Below are 18,831 nucleotides of genomic sequence, written 5' to 3'. Positions count from 1 at the left end.
AATGACAGACGTAGATAAGCCGCAAAGCAAGCCGCAAAGCAAGCCGCAAGCCATGGAAGTCGTTTCGGATCCGGCGGCGTTCGACAATGCCTCGGGCAACCTGCTGGAGCGCCTGATCTTCAACCATCGGCGCCTGCTGATCGCCGCCTGCCTGCTGCTCACCGCGCTGTTCGCGTTCCAGCTGCGCGGCCTGGTGGTGAGCGCCAGTTTCGACAAGATGCTGCCCCACGGCCATGCCTACATCAAGAACTACGTGGAGAACCGCGACCAGCTGCGCGGCCTCGGCGACTCGGTGCGGGTGGTGATCGAGAACCCGAAGGGCGACATCTTCGACCCCGAGTACCTCGCCACGCTGGCGAAGATCAACGACGAGATCTTCATCCTGCCGGGCGTGGACCGCTCGTGGATGAAATCGATCTTCACCCCGGTGGTGCGCTGGGTGGAGGTGACGGAGGAGGGCTTCACCGGCGGCCCGGTGCTGCCCAACGATTACGACGGCAGCGCGAAATCGATCAACGACCTGCGCATCAACATCGCGCGCGCCGGCGTGGTCGGCAGCCTGGTCGCGAACGACTACAAGTCCAGCATGATCGTGATCCCGCTGCTGGCCGCCGACGCGCAGGGCAAGCCGGTCGATTACCACCAGTTGTCCGCGGCGCTGGAAAAGATCCGCGGCCAGTATGACAGCGGGGCGCAGCCCAAGGTCAAGGTCTACATCATCGGCTTCGCCAAGCTGGCCGGGGACCTGATCGAAGGGCTGCAAAAGGTGATGTTCTTCTTCCTCGCCGCCGCCGCCATCGCCACCCTGATCATCTACCTGTTCACGCGCTGCGTGCGCAGCACCACGCTGGTGGTGGCCTGCTCCATCGTCGCCGTCATCTGGCAGCTCGGCATCGTCGCCATGCTCGGCTACGGGCTCGATCCGTTCTCGATGCTGGTGCCCTTCCTGGTGTTCGCCATCGGCGTCAGCCACGGCGCGCAGAAGATGAACGGCATCATGCAGGACATCGGGCGCGGCACCCACAAATGGGTGGCGGCGCGCTACACCTTCCGCCGCCTGTTCCTCGCGGGCTTGACAGCGCTCCTGGCGGACGCGGTCGGCTTCGCGGTCCTGATGGTGATCGACATTCCCGTCATCCGCGAGCTGGCGATGACCGCCAGCCTGGGCGTGGCCGTGCTGATCGGCACCAACCTGATCCTGCTGCCGGTGCTGCTGTCGTATGTCGGCGTCAGCCCGGCCGCCGCGCAACGCAGCCTCGAGGAGGAGAGGGAGGGCGCCCAGGGCTTGGGCAAGGCGTGGGCGCTGCTCGACCGCTTCACCGAACGGCGCTGGGCCGCCACCGCGATCGGCCTGTCGGTGCTGCTCGGCGGACTGGGCTACCTTCACAGCGAAAAGCTGCAGGTCGGCGACCTCGACTCGGGCGCGTCCGAACTGAGGCCCGATTCGCGCTACAACCTCGACAACGCCTTCATCACCGCCCACTACGGCATTTCCAGCGACGTCTTCGCGGTGATGGTGAAGACCCGGCCGGACCAGTGCCGCTCCTTCGAAACCCTGACCGAAGCCGACCGGCTGGGCTGGACGCTGGCGCAGGTGCCCGGCGTGCAGCGCACCGTGTCGCTGGCCGACACCGTGCGCGCCTATACCTCAGGCGGCATGGAAGGCAATCCGAAATGGATGACGGTCAGCGACAACCAGGCCCTGATCGACCCGCAGATCAACAATGCGCTGAACTGGAACTCGGAATTCATCAACGCGCAATGCTCGATGCTGCCGGTGCTGGCCTTCCTGTCCGACCACAAGGCCGAAACGCTGGACCGCGTGGTGCAGGCGGCGCGCGCCTTCGCCGCCGAACACGACACGGCGGACCGCAAGTTCCTGCTGGCGGCCGGCAGCGCGGGCGTCGACGCGGCCACCAACATCGTGGTCAAGGAAGCCAACCGCACCATGCTGTTCTACGTGTACGGCGCGGTGATCCTGCTGTGCGCGATCACCTTCCGCAGCTGGCGCGCGGTGATCGTCGCCGTGCTGCCGCTGGTGCTGACCTCGATCCTGGCCGAGGCGCTGATGGTGCAGCTCGGCATCGGCGTCAAGGTGGCGACGCTGCCGGTGGTGGCGCTGGGCGTTGGGATAGGCGTCGACTACGCGCTCTACCTGCTGAGCGTGCAACTGACGCTGCAACGCCAGGGCATGTCCCTCGCGCTGGCCTACCAGCGCGCGGTGGCGTTCACCGGCAAGGTGGTCGGGCTGGTCGGCGTGACGCTGGCGGCCGGCGTGGTCACCTGGGCCTGGTCGCCGATCAAGTTCCAGGCCGACATGGGCATCCTGCTGACCTTCATGTTCGTCTGGAACATGCTGGGCGCGCTGATCCTGATTCCGGCGCTGTCCCATTTCCTGCTGCGCGATGTGCGTCCCCGGCCCGAATCGGCCGCGGAATCGGCCGCGGCGGCGGCCCAAAATGCCGCCGCGCCGGGCGAGCCGGCCGCCGCGCGCCTGTCCCACGGACGATGATGGCGGTGCGGCCCCGCGAGGGGCCGTCACCTGAATAAAAAACAAACACGTTTTTATCTTTTGTTAAATCACGGGGGAATTCGACCATGAGTGAGAAAATACAACCGGGGGCATCCGTGCTGCGCGAGATCTATCGCCTGGCGACACTGATCAAGCAGACCGACGACCGCTTCATCGAGCTGATCATGGCCGGCCAGATCGCCTCGCCGTACTACTCGACGCGCGGCCAGGAAATCATCCCGGCGGCGGTGTCGGTCAACCTGCGCCCGAGCGATATCGTGGTGACCACCTACCGCGGCATCCACGACCAGCTGGCCAAGGGCATTCCGCTCAAGCCCTTCATGGCCGAGTTCATGGGCCGCGCCACCGGCACCTGCAAGGGCAAGGGCGGGCCGATGCACATCACCCACCTCGACTCGGGCCTGCCGGTCACCACCGGCATCGTCGGCGCCGGGCTGCCGATCGCCAACGGCCTGGCATGGGCGGCGCAGCTGAGGAAGACCGGGCAGGTCGTGGTCTGCAATTTCGGCGATGGCGCCACCAACATCGGCGCCTTCCACGAGGCCTTGAACCTGGCCTCGGTCTGGAAGCTGCCGGTGGTGTTCGTGTGCCAGAACAACGGCTACGCGGAACACACCAAATACGAACACGGCACCTCCTCGCGCACCATCGCCGACCGCGGCGTCGCCTACGGCATGCCCGGCGTGGCGGTCGACGGCAACGACGCGGTCGCCATGTGGGACGCCGCCAGGACCGCGATCGAGCGCGCGCGCGCCGGCGAAGGCCCGACCTTGTTGGACGCGAAGACCTTCCGCTTCCGCGGCCACCTGCTGGGCGACGACAGCCATTACATCCCGAAGGAGGAAATGGCGGCCGCCGTCGCGGCCGATCCGGTGCCGCGCCTGCGCGCCTGGCTGATGGAGCACGGCCACGCGTCCGACGCCGAGCTGGCGGCGATCGAGGCCGCCAACGCGGAGGCCATCGACGAGGCGGCCAAATATGGCCTGGCCAGCCCCTATCCCGATGTATCGGAGTTGTACAAGGATGTCTACGCGATGGAGAACGCAGCATGAACACGAGCAAAAACGCGACCACCCAGGCAAAGATGACGATGGCCCAGGCCATCAATATGGCGATGGACGACGCGCTGGCGCTCGATCCCGCGGTGCTGGTGCTGGGCGAGGACGTGGCCGACCCGCAGGGCGGCGGCGTGTTCAAGTGCACCAGCGGCCTGTCGACCAAGCATGGCGACGAGCGCGTGCGCTCGACGCCCATCGCCGAGCAGGCCATCATCGGCGCCGCCGTCGGCGCGGCGCTGGCGGGCATGCGGCCGGTGGCCGAGATCATGCTGATGAATTTCATGACGGTGGCCATGGACCAGATCGTCAACCACGCCGCCAAGCTGCGTTTCATGACCGGCGGCCAGACCCACGTGCCGCTGACCATCCGCACCGCCACCGGCGCCGGCTTCGGCACCGGCGGCCAGCATGGCGACTACCTGGAGGCCTGGTTCGCGCACACCGCCGGCCTGAAGGTGGTGGCGCCATCGAGCCCGGCCGATGCCTATGGCCTGCTGCTGTCCTGCATCTTCGACGACGATCCCTGCATCTTCGTCGAGAACATGCCCCTGTATTTCGCGCCCGGCGTCGCGCCGGTCAGGGGCGAACGGATCCCGATCGGCAAGGCCAAAGTCGTGCGCGAAGGGACCGACGCGACCGTGATCAGCTACAGCCGCACGCTCAACGACGTCGTCGCCGTGGCCGACAAACTGGCCAAGGACAACATCTCGATCGAGGTGGTCGACCTGCGCACGATCGCGCCGCTGGACTTCGACACGGTGTGCAAGTCGGTGGCGAAGACCGGGCGCGCGCTGGTGGCGCACGAGGCGCAGGCCGATTTCGGCGTCGGCGCCGAGATCGCGGCGCGCCTGCACAAGGAGCTGTTCGGCCGCCTCAAGGCGCCGGTCGGGCGGCTCGGATCGGTGCGTTCGCCGGTGCCGTTCTCGAAGCCGCTCGAGATGGCCTACATGCCGGGCCAGGACCGCATCTTTGACGCAATCCAGCAAGTACTCAAATAAAAGGAGAAACACATCATGGCTACCGAGATCCTGTTGCCCAAGCTGGGCTTTTCGATGAATGAAGCGCTGCTGGTGGAGTGGATGGTGCCGGACGGCGCCGCCGTGAAGAAGGGGCAGGCGATCTACGGCCTGGAAAGCGAAAAGGCCGTGCAGGAAATCGAGGCCATCGAAGACGGCGTGCTGAGGATAATCAAGCCCGCCGGCGAGACCTATGAAGTCGGCACCGTGATCGGCGAGATCGCGTGATGGAGGCCTCCGTTCTTCCGAGCGCGCCCGCCCCCGCGCCCGCGCCGGCCGCCTGGCCCGCCACGCTGCCGCCGATGCCGGTGATGGACTTCGCCCAGTTCGGCGAGGTGGAAACGGTGGCGCTGCCGCGCAACCAGAAGCTGGTGGCGTCCTTCCTGTCGCGCAACTGGGCGCAGATTCCGCATGTCACCCACCACGACGAGGCGTGCGCCGACGCCCTGGAGGCCTTTCGGCGCGAGCTCGCGGCCGGCGGCGTCAAGCTGAGCCCCTTGCCGTTCCTGATCAAGGCGGCCGCCAGGGCGCTGGCCGCCTTCCCGCGCTTCAACGCCTCGCTTTCGCCCGACGGCAACGCGCTGGTGATGAAGCGCTACGTCCACATCGGGGTGGCGGTCGAAACGCCCAACGGGCTGATGGTGCCGGTGATCCGCGACTGCGACAGGAAGCCGGTGGTCGAAATCGCGGCCGAATTGGCCGACAAGACCGCGCGCGCGCGCGCCAAGGGCCTGCCGATGGCGGAAATGTCGGGCGGCTGCTTTTCGGTCAGTTCGCTGGGCGCGATCGGCGGCACGGCCTTCACCCCCATCATCAACGCGCCGGAAGTGGCGATCCTGGGCGTGACGCGCACCATCGAAAGGCTGGCGCTGGCCGACGGCAAGGTGGTGGCCACGCTGGCGATGCCATTGTCGCTCAGCTACGACCACCGCGTCATCAACGGCGCCGACGCGGCGCGCTTTGTCCGTTTCATCGCCGAGCAGCTGGCGGACCCGATCGATCTTGCGAGGTAAAACCATGAAAACCATAGAACAGCGATTTTCACTGCGCGGCCGCGTCGCGCTGGTGACCGGCGCCAGCAGCGGCTTCGGCGCGCATTTCGCGGCGGTGCTGGCGCAGGCCGGCGCCAAGGTGGCGGTCGCCGCGCGCCGCACCGACCGGATCGTGGAGGTCGTGCAAGGCATAGTCGAGCAGGGCGGCGAGGCCTTCGCCTGCGAGATCGACGTGGCCAGCCGCGCGTCGATCAACCGCGCCTTCGACCTGGTCCAGGAAAAGCTCGGCGTCGTCGACGTCGTGATCAACAATGCCGGCCTGTCGTCGCCGGCGCCGTTTCCCGAGATGAGCGAGGCGCAGTGGACGTCGGTGCTGGACGTGAACCTGTCCGGCCCCTATCACGTGTCGCAGGAGATGGCGCGCCGGCTGATCGCGCGCGGCCAGCCCGGCGCCATCGTCAATATCGCCTCCATCCTCGGCAAGCTGGCCAAGGGCAATTTCATCAACTACGGCGTGACCAAGGGGGCGCTGATCAACCTCACCGAGTACATGGCGCTCGACCTGCTGCCGCACGGAATCCGGGTGAACGCGATCGCGCCCGGCTACTTCCCGTCCGAGATGACCAATCCCTTCTTCGAGTCCGACGCCGGCAAGCAGGAGATCGCGAACCTGCCGCCGCAACGGCTCGGCCGCCTGGAGGAACTCGACGGCGCGCTGCTGCTGCTGGCCAGCGAGGCCTCGTCGTACATCAACGGCACCACGTTGACGGTCGACTACGCGCATTCGGTGCGCCTGTCCTAGAGGGAGAGGGCAAGCGATGAGACGCCTGGGGCTGGAAGACGCCGGCCTGCCGCGCGCGCGCCGCGGTCATGGCGGCGTGGGGGGAGGCGAGGGCGGCGGCGCGGGGCAGGCCGAAAAGGGCGGCCAGACCCGCGTCGCGATCCTCGAGGCGACGCTGGAGTGCCTGGTGGACTTCGGCTACGCGCAGACCACGGCCGACAAGATCGTCAAGCGGGCCGGCGTGTCGCGCGGCGCGATGACGCACTATTTCAAGGCGCGCGCCGAGGTGTTCGACGCGGCGGCGCTGTTCGTCATCGAGCGCCGCGCCGAGGAATACGACCGGATGATAGGCCGCATCCGGGCGCATCCGGCGGGCATGCCGACCCTGGACGACATGCGCGCCACGATGGCGGTGCTGCAGCGGTATTTCGCCTTGCCCTCGTTCCTCGCCCTGAACGAACTGCAGCGCGGCGCGCGCACCGACCTGCGGTTCCGGCGCGCCATGCAGCCGCTGGAGAAGGCGCTCGACGGGAAGATCTCGGACAGCATGGTCAAGCATTTCCCCTTCCTGTCCGAGGTCGAGGAAACCCGCCAGGTGCTGACGGACCTGATCCTGTCGTCGCTGCGGCCGGTCGCGATCGGCATGGCCCCGGCCCTGAAGGGCGCCCGGCTGCAGCGCCTGGTGGACCAGCTGGCCGCGGTGGCCCTGCGTGTAATCAGTGAAGCAAGAAATAAGCACATTCAACCAGAAGGAGACGCGACATGAACAAACCCGTGGAAATCAAATTCACCGTCAATCCGCCGGAAACGGCGGGCGATCCGCTGGTGTTCCAGCGCCTGCTCAAGGAAGAGACGGTGGCGGTGCCCGACTACCTGAAATCGGTGCCGCCCAGCTTCGGCGACGAGGACCTCGACGCCGCGCGCTACACCTCGCGCGATTTCCACCGGCTCGAAGCGCAGCGCATGTGGACCAGGACCTGGCAATTCGTCGCGCGCGAGGAGGAAATTCCGAAGTCCGGCGACCATGTGCTGTACGACATCATCGACAAGTCCATCATCGTCATGCGCGGCGACGACGGCGTGATCCGCGGCTTCTACAACTCCTGCCTGCACCGCGGGCGCGCGCTGCGCACCCAGAACGGCTGCGCCGGGCAGCTCAAGTGCCCCTTCCACGGCTTCACCTGGGACTTGCGCGGGCGCTTCAAGAGCAAGCCCTGCGAATGGGACTTCCAGCATGTCGATAACGACAAGATGGAACTGCCGCAGGTGCGCTGCGAGAGCTGGGCCGGCTTCGTCTTCATCAACTTCGACATGGACGCGCAGCCGCTGATCGAGTTCCTGGGCGTGGTCCCCGATCACTTCAGGAACTACACGATGGAGCGCTCCTGTTCGATCGCCCACGTGCAGCGCCGCCTCGCCTGCAACTGGAAGGTCGGGCAGGAGGCCTTCTTCGAGGCGATGCACACCAAGGTCACGCATCCGGGCATCATGACCTTCACCGCCGACGTCGACAGCCAGTACGATGTGTTCGACGATCATATCGCGCGCGCCATCACGCCGATGGGCTTGCCGAGCGCGAACCTGTCCGGCGTCGACCAGGCCACGGTGATGCGCGACATGCTGATCCTGTCGGGCCGCATGTCGAGCACCGACGGCGACGGCCATACGCTGCCCGAAGGGATGACGGCGCGCCAGTACGTCGGCGAGCTCAATCGCGAGATGTTCTCGGCGATCTCGGGCCAGGACCTGTCGCAGGCGACGCTGGCCGAACTGGAGGACGCGATCCTGTACTCGGTGTTCCCGAACTTCCAGGTCTGGTCCGGCTACTTCGGCAACATCGTGTACCGCTTCATTCCCGACGGCGACGACCACGAACACTGCCTGTTCGACGTCTACGTTCTGGGACGCTACCAGGAGGGCGCCGACTGTCCGCCGGCCGCGCCGCTGCGCCGCCTGGGCGACGACCAGAGCTTCAACCAGGCGCCCGAGATCGGCGCGCTGGGCGACGTGTTCGAAGAGGACATGCGCAACCTGCCGCACATGATGAAGGGCTTGAAGGCGTCCAAGAGCGGCAAGCTGAAACTGGCCAGCTACCAGGAGAGCCGCATCCGCCACCACCATCTCACGCTCGACAAGTATCTCGGCATAGGGGGCGGCAAGTGAGCGGCAATACCGAATGGCGTTTGCGCGCCCGGCCCCGGGGCGAGGTGACGCGCGCGGACTTCGAAGTCTTGAGCGCCGCGCGCCCGGTGCCCGGCGCGGGCGAGGCGCTGGTGCGCAATATCTACCTGTTCGTGCCGCCATCGATGCGCCTGTGGATGGACGAGAAGGAGAGCTACCTGCCGCCGCAGCCGCTGGGCGAGGTCATGGCCGGCATCACGCTGGGCGTGGTGGAGGCGTCGAATCATCCTTCGCTGCCGGTGGGGACGTATGTGAACTGCATGGGCGGCTGCCAGCAGTGGCACGTGGCGCCGGCCGAGCGGCTGCAGCCGGTGACGCCGCATGCCGGCGTGCCGCTGGCGGCCTATCGCACGGTGCTCGATGTGCAGGGGCTGACCGCCTATTGCGGGCTGACCGAGATCTGCCAGCCGCGGGCCGGCGAGACCCTGGTCGTGACGGCGGCCGCCGGCAGTGTCGGTTCGCTGGTCTGCCAGATCGGCAAGAAGCTGGGACTGCGGGTCGTCGGCGTGGCCGGAGGGCGCGAGAAATGCGACTGGCTGCTCGAAGCGTGCGGCGTCGACGCGGTGATCGATTACAAGGCCGGCGGCGTCGGCGAGCGCCTCGACCAGGCTTGCCCGGACGGCATCGACATGCTGTTCGAGAACGTGGGCGGTCCGGTGATGGACCTGGTGCTCGACCGCGTCAACCGGCGCGCACGGATCGCGCTGTGCGGCCTGGTGTCGAGCTACAACGGCGGCGGCACGCAGCGCACCAGTGCCCTGATGCAGCTGGTGAACAAGAGCGCGCGCATGGAGGGCTTCCTGCTCACCGACCACTACGGCCGCTATGCCGAAGTGACGCGCAAGCTCGAAGAGTGGATCCTGGACGGCGGCATCCGCTACCAGATCGATATTCTCGACGGCCTGGACCAATTGCCCGAGGCGATGGGCAGGGTGTTCCATGGCCGCAACCGCGGCGCGCAGTTGCTGCGCCTGTCTCAAGAGGAAAGAACATGAGCGAAGACATGCGTGCGCGGGCCGAAAGCCTGCGCCAGGACATACGCCGATTTTGCCGGGACGTGCTGCCGGCGGACCTGCGCGGCAAGTCGCAGCGCCACCAGGTGCTGGACAAGGACGATTACCTGCGGTGGATGCGCCTGTTGCAGGAGCAGGACTGGGCGGTGGGCCACTGGCCGCGCGAACATGGCGGCCTGGCCTGGTCCCCCCTCGAACGCTTCGTGTTCGAGGATGAACTGGCGCGCCACGGCTGCCCCTGGGTGATTCCCTTCGGCGTCAAATACGTGGGGCCGGTGATTTACGCCTTCGGCTCCGAGGCGCAGAAACAGCGCTTCCTGCCGAAGATCGTCAACAACGAGGAATTCTGGGCGCAAGGCTATTCGGAGCCGGAGGCCGGCTCCGACCTGGCGGCCCTGCGCACCACCGCCGTGCGCGATGGCGACCATTACATCGTCAACGGCCAGAAGGTCTGGACCACCTATGCGCATTGGGCCGACTGGCTGTTCTGCCTGGTGCGCACCGACCGCGAGGCGCGCGCGCAGAACAGCATCTCCTTCCTGCTGATCGACATGAAGAGCCCCGGCGTGACGGTCAAGGAGATCCGCACCATGGACGGCTACCGCCATGTCAACGAGGTCTGGCTGGAAGATGTGCGCGTGCCGGTTGAAAACCTGATCGGCGAGGAGGGCGGCGGCTGGACCTACGCCAAGTACCTGCTCAAGAACGAACGCACGGCGGGCGCCTGCATCGGCATGGCCTGGCACGCGCTGCATCGCCTGCGCGAACTGGCGCGGCAGGCGCCGCTCGCGGAAACCCGGCCCGGTGGCCGGCCCATCGACAGTGCGCTGCTGCGCAACCGCATCGGCATGCTGGAACTGCGCTACCTGGCGCTGGAGAAGACCGCCTACCGCGCGGTCGGCGCGATGATGGACGGCACCGAGAACGGCGGCGAGGCCTCGCTGATCAAGCTGCGCGGCACCGAGCTGTACCAGGATATCGCCGAGAGCCTGGTCGACCTGCTTGGCGCCGCCGGCATCGCGTTCGACCCGGCCGCGCTGCACAGCGCCGGCCCGCCGCCACTCGGACCGGACGACGCCGGAGGCATCATCAAGGACCATTTCTACAATCGCGCGGCGACGATTTTCGGCGGCTCGTCGGAAATCCAGCGCAACATCATCGCGAAGGCTGTGCTGGGGCTTTGACGTCCTCCCCGTCCGAAAGGACGGGAATTCCTGCAGCCAGCGTCGCACGTCCGCGACGGAGAATGTTTAACGCAGCATTGAGATCACGATCATGTTCAGCACCGCAATCGCCACATCGCCATTCTCTTACTCCAAGGTCCGCGATACCTTTCGGCCTGGACTCCGGCAAAGTGCCGCAGTTCGAGCAGACCTGGGTGGTGAAACGTTCGTCCACTTCCTCGAACCAGACGCCATGCTTAACGGCCTTGTACGCCAGTTGATTGCGGAAGCACGACCAGCCCGCGTCCAGCACCGACTTCGCCATGCGGGTTTTGGCCAGCGTGGCGGCTTGGACATTGCCGACCACGATGTAGTCGAAGTCGCGCACCATGCGGGTGGAACACTTGTGAAGAAAATCGCGCCGGCGATTGGCGATCTTCGTGTGGATGGCCGTTACCCGTCGTCTCTTGCGGGCGCGTTGCGCCACCGCCAGCGCCGCCTCGGCGTCGCGGTAAATGCGCGGCGCTTCGATTTTTTCGCCATTCGACAGCGTAGCAAGATCCTTCAGGCCCAGATCGATGCCGACACCACGTTCCGGCATTCTTGCCGGTGCTTCCAGCACCTCCAGCACGATGTTCAGGAACCAGTTCCCACGGCGGTCGCGGGAAAAGTTGGTGCCGTCAAGGATTTTCCACTCAGGCAGCGGGCGCGAGTAAAACACCCGGAAAGTGTTGCCGGCGAAGCGGAAGGCATTGCCTTCCCGCTTCAGCTCGCGCCCCTTGAGCGGGACCCAGCCCAGCGTCTTTCGACCACGGAAGCGCAGGTAGGGACGGCGCGACTGGCTGCGCGATTTGGCGTACTGCTGGCACACGTCGTTGACCGTGCCCGAGTGCAGACCCAGTTCCTTGCTGCAACCGGTGGTCAGTTTGATCAGGTCGAAACCGGAGTGCCAGCGGCGATTGAAACGCAGCGCGTCCTTCTGCCTTTCGTTGCAGTAGTTCCAAACGAAGTTGACCGCCCGCGCCTGCTGGTTCAGCAGGCCGGCCAGCGACTTCACGCGATAACGATAGACCAGTTTCATACTTGTTTGACCAGCAGAGCTGGAACTGGTTCCCGTTTTAACCAACGCGAGTTCGACGGCTCCGGCATGGCTCTTCACGGAGCCCGAATTGCTCCGCAATTCGCCGTCGACTCCTTTCACTCCCCGTCCTGAAGGAAGAAGTTTCTCGGAGCAAAATCAGATGAATACCGACCACGACACCATCTCCATGCTGCGCGACGCCGCGCAGCGCTACACCGCCGACCATTACGACTTTCTCGAACGCGCCCAAGTGCTCGGGCAGGGGCCGGGTTTCAGCGCGCGGGCCTGGCGCGATTACGCCGATTTCGGCTGGCTGGCATTGCGCCTGCCGGAGGACGAGGGCGGCATCGACGCCGACGCCGCCGCCATCGGCGTGCTGATGGAATCGGCCGGCAGCCGCCTGCTGCTCGAGCCGCTGCTCGCCAGCGCGGTGCTGGGCACCGGCTTGCTGCTGCGCCAAGGCAGCGCCGCGCAACGGCAGGCATGGCTGCCGAGACTGGCCGACGGCTCCGTGAAGCTGGCGTTCGCCCACGAGGACGACGCCGGCGCGGCCTGCGTATGGCGCGATGGACGGCTGACGGGCGCCAAGATCGGCGTGCTGCATGGCGACATCGCCGACCGCGTGATCGTCTCGGCCCGCAACCAGGAGGGCGACACAGTGCTGTGCATGGTCGCCGCCGGGGACCTGGTGTGCGGCGGCTATCGCCTGGTCGATGGCCGCGGCGCGGCCAGGCTGCGCTTCGAGGGAAGCCGGGCGGAATTGCTGGGCGAGGCGGGCCGGCCGGCGCAAGACGCGATCGCCCTTGCGCTCGACGAAGCGGCGGTGGCGCTCTGCGCCGAGGCTTACGGCGTGATCTCCAGCCTGGTGACTATCACTTGCGGCTACCTCAAGATTCGCAAGCAGTTCGGCAAGCCGATCGGCACCAACCAGGTCTTGCAGCATCGCATGGTGGACATGTATTTGCTGCAGGAGGAAACGCGTGCGCTGGCCAGCGCCGCCCAGGAGGCGCTGGTGTTGCCGCTGGCTGAACGCGAACGCGTCGTCAGCGGCGCGCGCGCCTACATCGGCGCGGCCGTGCGGCGGGCCGCCAACGACGCGGTGCAAATGCATGGCGGGCTGGGCATCACCGAGGAACTCGATGTCAGCCACTACTTCCGGCGCGCGATGACGATCGACAGCCTGTTCGGCGGACGCGACCAGCACATGGAGCGGTTCACGGAGCATGCACTGACGGCGGGACAACCGGGAGAGCGGCAATGCGTACCGATGTAAGCGGCTGGCGGGTGCGCCTCGACGACGCGCTGATCGCCGAACACGTGGGGAGCGGCGCGTGGCGCAACCAGACCATCGGCGACATGGCGCGCGCGCTGGCGGCGCGCGATCCGCGGCGCGTGACGCACGTGTTCGAAGGGCGGGCCTGGACCATAGGCGAGCTGGTGGCCGACGCCGACGCGCTGGCCGGGAGCCTGCGCGCGATGGGGCTGCGGCCCGGCGACGTGGTGAGCTTCCAGCTGCCGAACTGGGTCGAGGCGCTGGTGATCGATCTGGCCGCCGCCATGCTGGGCCTGGTGGTGGCGCCCATCGTGCCGATCTACCGGGACGCGGAGCTGGCCTACATGCTGGCCGATGCCGGCGTCAAGGCGGCTTTCGTGCCGGGCGAGTACCGGGGCGTCGATTACATGGCGATGATGCGGCGCCTCGCGCCGCAACTGCCGGCGCTGAAACTTATCTGTCCGGTGCGCCTGGCGCCGGGAGAGCGTGACGCCCGCGGCTACGAGGCGCTGGTGGGAGCCGGCAACCAGCTCGGGAGCGCGCCGGCGGTCGACCCGAACGCGGTCAAGCTGATCCTGTACACCTCGGGCACCACCGGGCGTCCCAAGGGCGTGCTGCATTCGCATAACAGCATGGAGTACGCGGTGCGCCGCGCGATCGAGCATTGGGGGCAGGGCGAGGGCGATACGATGCTGATGGCCTCGCCGGTCACGCACATCACCGGTTACGGCTCGGGACTGGAATTGCCGATCCAGTCCGGCATGCGGGCCGTGTTCATGGAGCGCTGGAACGCCGCCGAGGGGGTGGCGCTGATCGAGCGCGAACAGGCCACGATGAGCATGGGGGCGACGCCCTTCCTGCAGGAGTTGTTGGCCGAGGCGGCGCGACAGGGCAAGCGCCTGCCGTCGCTGCGCAGCTATGCCTGCGGCGGCGCCGCCGTGCCGCCCGCGCTGATACGCAAGTCGCGCGAGGTGCTCGAGAACTGCAAGGCGTTCCGCGTGTTCGGGGCCAGCGAGGTGCCCTTGACGACGCTCGGTTTCGTCGGCGACGGCCAGGTCGACCTGGCCGCCGAGACCGACGGTGAAATCGTGCATTACGAGGTGCGGGTGGTGGACGACGACGGCCGCGACCTGCCCCCCGGCATCGAAGGCGAGATCTGCGCGCGCGGGCCGGCGATGATGATCGGCTACGCGGACCCGCTGCAAACCGCCGAGAGTTTCGACGAGGACGGATACTTCCGCACCGGCGACCTCGGGCACGTGACGCCGGAGCGCGCGATCGTCATCACCGGGCGCAAGAAGGACTTGATCAACCGCGGCGGCGAGAAGATCAGCGCCAAGGAAGTGGAAGACATCCTGCATCGGCACGCCGCCATCGACGAGGCGGCGGTGGTCGCCATGCCGCACGAACGCCTGGGCGAGACGGTGTGCGCCTTCGTCACGCTCAAGGCGGGCCAGGCGCTCGACTTCGAGCGGCTGGTCGCCCATGTGGGCGCGAACGGCGTGGCGAGGCAGAAGTATCCCGAGCGCCTGGTGGTGCTTGACGCCCTGCCGCGCACCCCGACCGGCAAGATCCGCAAGGACCGGCTGCGCGAGGACATCCGCGCGCGGCTGCAGGCGGAGAGGAGCGCGGTATGAGCGGAAACCATATGAGCGAGGCTTCGATGAGTGAACCCCTGGTCGACACGTCGCCGCAACTGCGCGCGGCCGCCGACAGCGTGCCCCAGGACTGGGCGCGGCTGGCCGGCCATCTGGCGCGACATGGCATGGAATTGTCGCTGGCCGAGCCGCCGCGCCAGTTCTCTGGCGGGCTGGCCAACCTGAACTACCTGGTGCTGGTGGACGGCCGCGAAGCGGTGCTGCGCCGCCCGCCGCCGGGGGAACTGCCGCCCGGCGCCTTCGACATGGCGCGCGAGTTCGGCATCCTGGCGCGCGTGTCCGAGGGACTGGACCTGGCGCCCCGGGCGCTGTATCTGGGCGCGGATGCCGAGGTGCTGGGCGCGCCGTTCCAGATCATCGAGTTCCGCCGCGGCTTCGCGGTGCGCGGCGCCTTGCCGGACGCGCTGTCCGCGCTGCCGGGCATAGGCGCCCGCCTGGGCGCGACGATGATCGACGTGCTGGTGCGGCTGCACGCCCTCGACACCGATGCGTTGGGCCTGGGCGATCTCGGCCGGCCGCGGGGTTTCCTGGAGCGCGCCGTGGAGGGCTGGAGCAAGCGGGCGCTGCTCGCCACCGAGGGTGCCACGTCGCCGCTGATTCCGGCGCTAACGGCCTGGCTGCGCGCGCACCGGGTGCCGGACGGCCCGTTCGCGCTGCTGCACAACGACATCAAGCTCGATAATATCCTGCTCGACGGGACCACGCTGGCGCCGGTCGCCGTGCTGGACTGGGACCAGTGCACGCGCGGCGATGCGTTGTTCGACCTGGCCACGACGCTCAGCTACTGGACCGAGGCGGGCGACCCGCCCGCGATGCAGGCCTTGCGCCAGATGCCGACCGCGCAGCCGGGCTTTCCGACGCGCGAACAGGCGGCGCTGGCCTATGCCAGGGCGACCGGGCGCGACCTGTCCGATTTCCGCTTTTACCGCGTGCTGGCGATGTTCAAGCTGGCCGTGATCTTTCATCAATTGCACGCGCGATACCGGCAGGGCGCGACGCAAGACCCGCGCTACGCGGCCTTCGGCGAACTTGCCGACGGCATCCTCGAATTCACCCATACCGTCGCCCAAGGCGCATCCTTCTAGACCATGGACTTTTCCCTTTCCTCCTCGCTGCTGGAGTTACAGCAGCGCACCCGCGACTTCATCGCGCGGGAAGTCATGCCGTACGAGCGCGACGAGCGCAACACCGCGCACGGCCCGTCCGAGAGCCTGCGCGCCGAACTGGTCGAAAAGGCGCGCGCCGCCGGCCTGCTGACGCCGCACGCGTCCCCCGACATGGGCGGACTCGGCCTGGACCACGTGGCCAAGGCCATCGTTTTCGAGGAAGCCGGCTATTCGCCGCTGGGCCCGGTCGCCATGAACATCCACGCGCCGGACGAGGGCAATATCCACCTGATGGAGGCCGTCGCCACGGAGGCGCAAAAGGAGCGCTGGCTGCGTCCATTGGCCGCCGGCCGCATCCGCTCCTGCTTCGCGATGACGGAGCCGGCGCCCGGCGCCGGGGCCGACCCGTCCATGCTGGCCACCACCGCCACCCGGGACGGCGACCATTACGTCATCAACGGCACCAAGTGGTTCATCACCGGCGCCCTGGGCGCGTCGTTCGCCATCATCATGGCCAAAATGGAAGACGGCTCGGCGACGATGTTCCTGTCCGATATGGACAGGCCCGGGATCCGGCTCGAGCGCCTGATGGACTCCCTCGACTCCTGCTTCACCGGCGGCCACGGCGTGCTGACGTTCGAGAACCTGCGCGTGCCGGCCGGCGACGTGCTGGGCGAGATCGGCAAGGGCTTCCGCTACGCCCAGGTGCGCCTGGCGCCGGCGCGGCTGACCCATTGCATGCGCTGGCTGGGCCAGGCGCGCCGCGCGCATGACGTGGCGCTCGCCTACGCGCGCGAACGGCAGGCGTTCGGCAAGGCGCTGGGCGAGCACGAAGGCGTCGGCTTCATGCTCGCCGATAACGAGATCGACTTGCTGAACGCCCGGCTGCACATCTGGCATACCGCCTGGCTGCTCGACCAGGGCGGCAGGGGCAATATCGAGTCGAGCCTGGCCAAGGTGTCCTGTTCGGAGGCGGAATGGCGCGTGGTGGACCGCTGCGTGCAGATACTCGGCGGGCGCGGCGTGACCGGCGAAAGCATCGTCATGCGCATCTTCAAGGACATGCGCGCCTTCCGCATCTACGACGGTCCCAGCGAGGTGCACCGCTGGAGCATCGCCAGGAAACTGATGGCGCCGCGGCGGGGAGACGCGTCATGACTGAATTTTTCGTCAAGGTTGTCAGGAAAACCCGGGAAGCGCTGGATATCGCCGGTTTCGAGCTGGCCGCGCTCGATGGCAAGCCGCTGCCGCCGTTTTCCGCCGGCGCGCACATCGACGTGCACGTGTGCGATGGCCTGGTGCGCCAGTATTCACTGTGCAACGATCCGCGCGAAACGCACCGCTACCTGATCGGCGTGCTGCGCGACCCCCACACCCGCGGCGGTTCCGGGGCGATGCATGAGGGCGTCCACGAGGGCGACGTGCTCCGCATCAGCGCGCCGAGGAATCATTTTCCGCTGGTGCCGGCGCGGCGCTCGCTGCTGTTCGCCGGCGGCATCGGCGTCACGCCCATCCTGTGCATGGCCGAGCGGCTGGCGCACGCCGGCGCCGACTTCGCCATGCATTACTGCACGCGCGAGCCGGCCCGCACCGCCTTCCATGAACGCATCCTGGCGTCCTCCTTCGCCGACCGCGTGGGCTTCCATTTCGACACCGGCGCGCCGTCGCAGAAGCTCGACCTGGCGGCCCTGCTCGCGGCGCCGGATCCGGAGACCCACTTGTATGTGTGCGGCCCGGGCGGCTTCATCGGGCACGTGGTCGACACCGCCAAGGGCCTGGGGTGGGGCGGCGCCCAGATCCACCTCGAATATTTCGCGGCCAAGGCGCAGGACAGGTCCGCCGACGCGGCATTCGACGTGACGGTCGCCAGCAGCGGCAGGACCTTCACCGTGCCGGCGGACAGGACGGTCGTCGCGGTGCTGGCCGAGAACGGGGTCGAGGTCCCCACTTCCTGCGGGGAGGGCGTATGCGGCACCTGCATCACGCGCGTGCTCGACGGCGTTCCCGCGCATCGCGATGTGTATTTCACGGAGGAGGAAAAGGCGAGGAACGACCAGTTCACGCCATGTTGTTCACGTTCGCAGAGCAAGTGCCTGGTGCTGGATTTATAGGCAGCATTGGTGTTACATTGCAGAGCAGAGCACAAGCAGAGCGCAAGCAGCGCGCCCAAGTGCCGGAGGAGACTTATGGAAATCACCTGGGATGAACGCTTCCGCGAAAAACTGTCGGCGCAGACCAGCTTGAACTCGGCCGCGCTGCTGCTGGCGGAAAGCGCCGCCGAACTTGGCTGGGACCTGGCCGCCTTTCAGCTCGATCGCGAACAACTGGCGCTGCCGCGCTGCAGCGACGGCCAGTTCATCGGCACCGCCATGGGCTGGCCGTCCGACTGCGTGCATGCCTGGGTCGACCGCGAACTGGGACGCTATTGCCCCGTGACGCAACTGTGCGGGCGCACCGCCGACGCGATCGTGTGGGAGTGCGATCCCGCCGGGGTGGAATGGCGCGGCCGCAAGCTGGCGCCCGAGCAAACCGAGGTGCTGCGGTATTACCGAGGCTACTTCGAAGGGGCGGTGACGGTGCCGGTGCATCGTCCGGGCGGCAAGTCCGGCTATGTGACATGGTGCATCGGCGACAGCGGCAAGCTGCTGCGGCAGGCCCGCGACACCTATGCCGCGACCTACCTCATCTCGCACGCCTTCATCCGCCATATCGACAGGCTCGACGCCGCGCGGCGCGACGCCGTCAACCCGGCCAATCCGAACGCGCTCACGGCGCGCGAAATCGAATGCCTCAGTTGGGCCGCGTGCGGCAAGACGGAGGAGGAGATCGCGCTGATCATCCGGCGCTCGCACGAGACGGCGCGCTTCCATCTGCGCAACGCCGTGACCAAGCTCAATGCCAGCAACCGCACGCACGCGGTGGCCATCGCCTGCTCGCGCGGCCTCATCACCGTGCGCTGAACGCGCGAACCCAGGC

The 18,831-nt window shown here is 67.4% G+C and carries 17 protein-coding genes; 16 read left to right on the top strand and 1 reads right to left on the bottom strand.

Going from position 1 to position 18,831, the window contains the following annotated elements; genetic code table 11:
• Position 1 precedes the first annotated feature (1 nt).
• The 10 genes from BM436_RS31340 (at position 2) to BM436_RS31295 (ending at position 10,758) form a co-directional block, all read left to right on the top strand.
• Positions 2 to 2,512: an efflux RND transporter permease subunit gene (locus BM436_RS31340; protein WP_371859695.1), complete on the top strand. Its 2,511-nt coding sequence runs from the start codon at positions 2 to 4 to the stop codon at positions 2,510 to 2,512.
• An 86-nt stretch (positions 2,513 to 2,598) separates the two neighbouring features.
• Positions 2,599 to 3,585, top strand: a complete 987-nt coding sequence (locus BM436_RS31335) for a thiamine pyrophosphate-dependent dehydrogenase E1 component subunit alpha (protein ID WP_093560231.1) — start codon at positions 2,599 to 2,601, stop codon at positions 3,583 to 3,585.
• Positions 3,582 to 4,589 (top strand): alpha-ketoacid dehydrogenase subunit beta, encoded by a 1,008-nt coding sequence (locus BM436_RS31330; protein WP_229490901.1) that lies wholly within the window; start codon positions 3,582 to 3,584, stop codon positions 4,587 to 4,589. Before BM436_RS31335 ends, BM436_RS31330 begins: the two co-directional genes overlap by 4 nt.
• 15 nt (positions 4,590 to 4,604) lie before the next feature.
• A complete protein-coding gene (locus tag BM436_RS31325) occupies positions 4,605 to 4,835 on the top strand; it encodes a biotin/lipoyl-containing protein (RefSeq protein ID WP_093560229.1) in 231 nt (76 codons plus the stop codon).
• A complete protein-coding gene (locus tag BM436_RS31320) occupies positions 4,835 to 5,620 on the top strand; it encodes a 2-oxo acid dehydrogenase subunit E2 (RefSeq protein WP_093560227.1) in 786 nt (261 codons plus the stop codon). Before BM436_RS31325 ends, BM436_RS31320 begins: the two co-directional genes overlap by 1 nt.
• A gap of 4 nt (positions 5,621 to 5,624) precedes the next feature.
• Complete coding sequence (locus tag BM436_RS31315) at positions 5,625 to 6,401, top strand: SDR family NAD(P)-dependent oxidoreductase (protein ID WP_093560225.1); 777 nt, start codon at positions 5,625 to 5,627, stop codon at positions 6,399 to 6,401.
• A 16-nt stretch (positions 6,402 to 6,417) separates the two neighbouring features.
• A complete protein-coding gene (locus BM436_RS31310) occupies positions 6,418 to 7,146 on the top strand; it encodes a TetR/AcrR family transcriptional regulator (RefSeq protein ID WP_093560223.1) in 729 nt (242 codons plus the stop codon).
• Positions 7,143 to 8,543: an aromatic ring-hydroxylating oxygenase subunit alpha gene (locus BM436_RS31305; RefSeq protein WP_093560221.1), complete on the top strand. Its 1,401-nt coding sequence runs from the start codon at positions 7,143 to 7,145 to the stop codon at positions 8,541 to 8,543. Before BM436_RS31310 ends, BM436_RS31305 begins: the two co-directional genes overlap by 4 nt.
• A complete protein-coding gene (locus tag BM436_RS31300) occupies positions 8,540 to 9,556 on the top strand; it encodes an NADP-dependent oxidoreductase (RefSeq protein ID WP_093560219.1) in 1,017 nt (338 codons plus the stop codon). The genes BM436_RS31305 and BM436_RS31300 overlap by 4 nt, the downstream gene beginning before the upstream one ends.
• On the top strand, positions 9,553 to 10,758 hold the full coding sequence (locus BM436_RS31295) for an acyl-CoA dehydrogenase family protein (protein ID WP_093560217.1): 1,206 nt from the start codon (positions 9,553 to 9,555) through the stop codon (positions 10,756 to 10,758). The genes BM436_RS31300 and BM436_RS31295 overlap by 4 nt, the downstream gene beginning before the upstream one ends.
• On the opposite strand, the gene BM436_RS31290 is transcribed toward BM436_RS31295, so the two are convergent.
• The gene (locus BM436_RS31290; protein ID WP_093560215.1) at positions 10,730 to 11,818 is read right to left on the bottom strand and encodes an RNA-guided endonuclease InsQ/TnpB family protein; all 1,089 of its coding nucleotides are present in this window, start codon (positions 11,816 to 11,818) and stop codon (positions 10,730 to 10,732) included. The genes BM436_RS31295 and BM436_RS31290 overlap by 29 nt on opposite strands.
• A 160-nt stretch (positions 11,819 to 11,978) precedes the next feature.
• Here BM436_RS31290 and BM436_RS31285 point away from each other — a divergent pair, with 160 nt between their 5' ends.
• The 6 genes from BM436_RS31285 to BM436_RS31260 all read left to right on the top strand — a co-directional run bounded on the left by BM436_RS31285 (position 11,979) and on the right by BM436_RS31260 (position 18,815).
• Positions 11,979 to 13,091: an acyl-CoA dehydrogenase family protein gene (locus tag BM436_RS31285; protein WP_093560213.1), complete on the top strand. Its 1,113-nt coding sequence runs from the start codon at positions 11,979 to 11,981 to the stop codon at positions 13,089 to 13,091.
• Positions 13,076 to 14,728, top strand: coding sequence for an AMP-binding protein (locus BM436_RS31280; RefSeq protein ID WP_093560211.1), 1,653 nt, complete (start codon positions 13,076 to 13,078; stop codon positions 14,726 to 14,728). The genes BM436_RS31285 and BM436_RS31280 overlap by 16 nt, the downstream gene beginning before the upstream one ends.
• Complete coding sequence (locus BM436_RS31275; RefSeq protein WP_218164965.1) at positions 14,725 to 15,834, top strand: phosphotransferase family protein; 1,110 nt, start codon at positions 14,725 to 14,727, stop codon at positions 15,832 to 15,834. The genes BM436_RS31280 and BM436_RS31275 overlap by 4 nt, the downstream gene beginning before the upstream one ends.
• Before the next feature lie 3 nt (positions 15,835 to 15,837).
• Positions 15,838 to 17,013 carry an acyl-CoA dehydrogenase family protein gene (locus BM436_RS31270; RefSeq protein WP_093560207.1) on the top strand — a complete coding sequence of 392 codons (1,176 nt, stop codon included), beginning with the start codon at positions 15,838 to 15,840 and terminating at the stop codon, positions 17,011 to 17,013.
• Positions 17,010 to 17,966 carry a PDR/VanB family oxidoreductase gene (locus BM436_RS31265; RefSeq protein WP_093560203.1) on the top strand — a complete coding sequence of 319 codons (957 nt, stop codon included), beginning with the start codon at positions 17,010 to 17,012 and terminating at the stop codon, positions 17,964 to 17,966. The genes BM436_RS31270 and BM436_RS31265 overlap by 4 nt, the downstream gene beginning before the upstream one ends.
• 75 nt (positions 17,967 to 18,041) lie before the next feature.
• Entirely contained in the window at positions 18,042 to 18,815 is a 774-nt protein-coding gene (locus tag BM436_RS31260; RefSeq protein WP_093560201.1) for a helix-turn-helix domain-containing protein, read from the top strand.
• Positions 18,816 to 18,831 lie beyond the last annotated feature (16 nt).

This window comes from Pseudoduganella namucuonensis (assembly GCF_900116645.1).
GTDB lineage: Bacteria > Pseudomonadota > Gammaproteobacteria > Burkholderiales > Burkholderiaceae_D > Rugamonas > Rugamonas namucuonensis.
The sequence above is the reverse complement of the archived record's forward strand: the minus strand, read 5'-3'. Positions and strand labels throughout refer to the sequence as shown.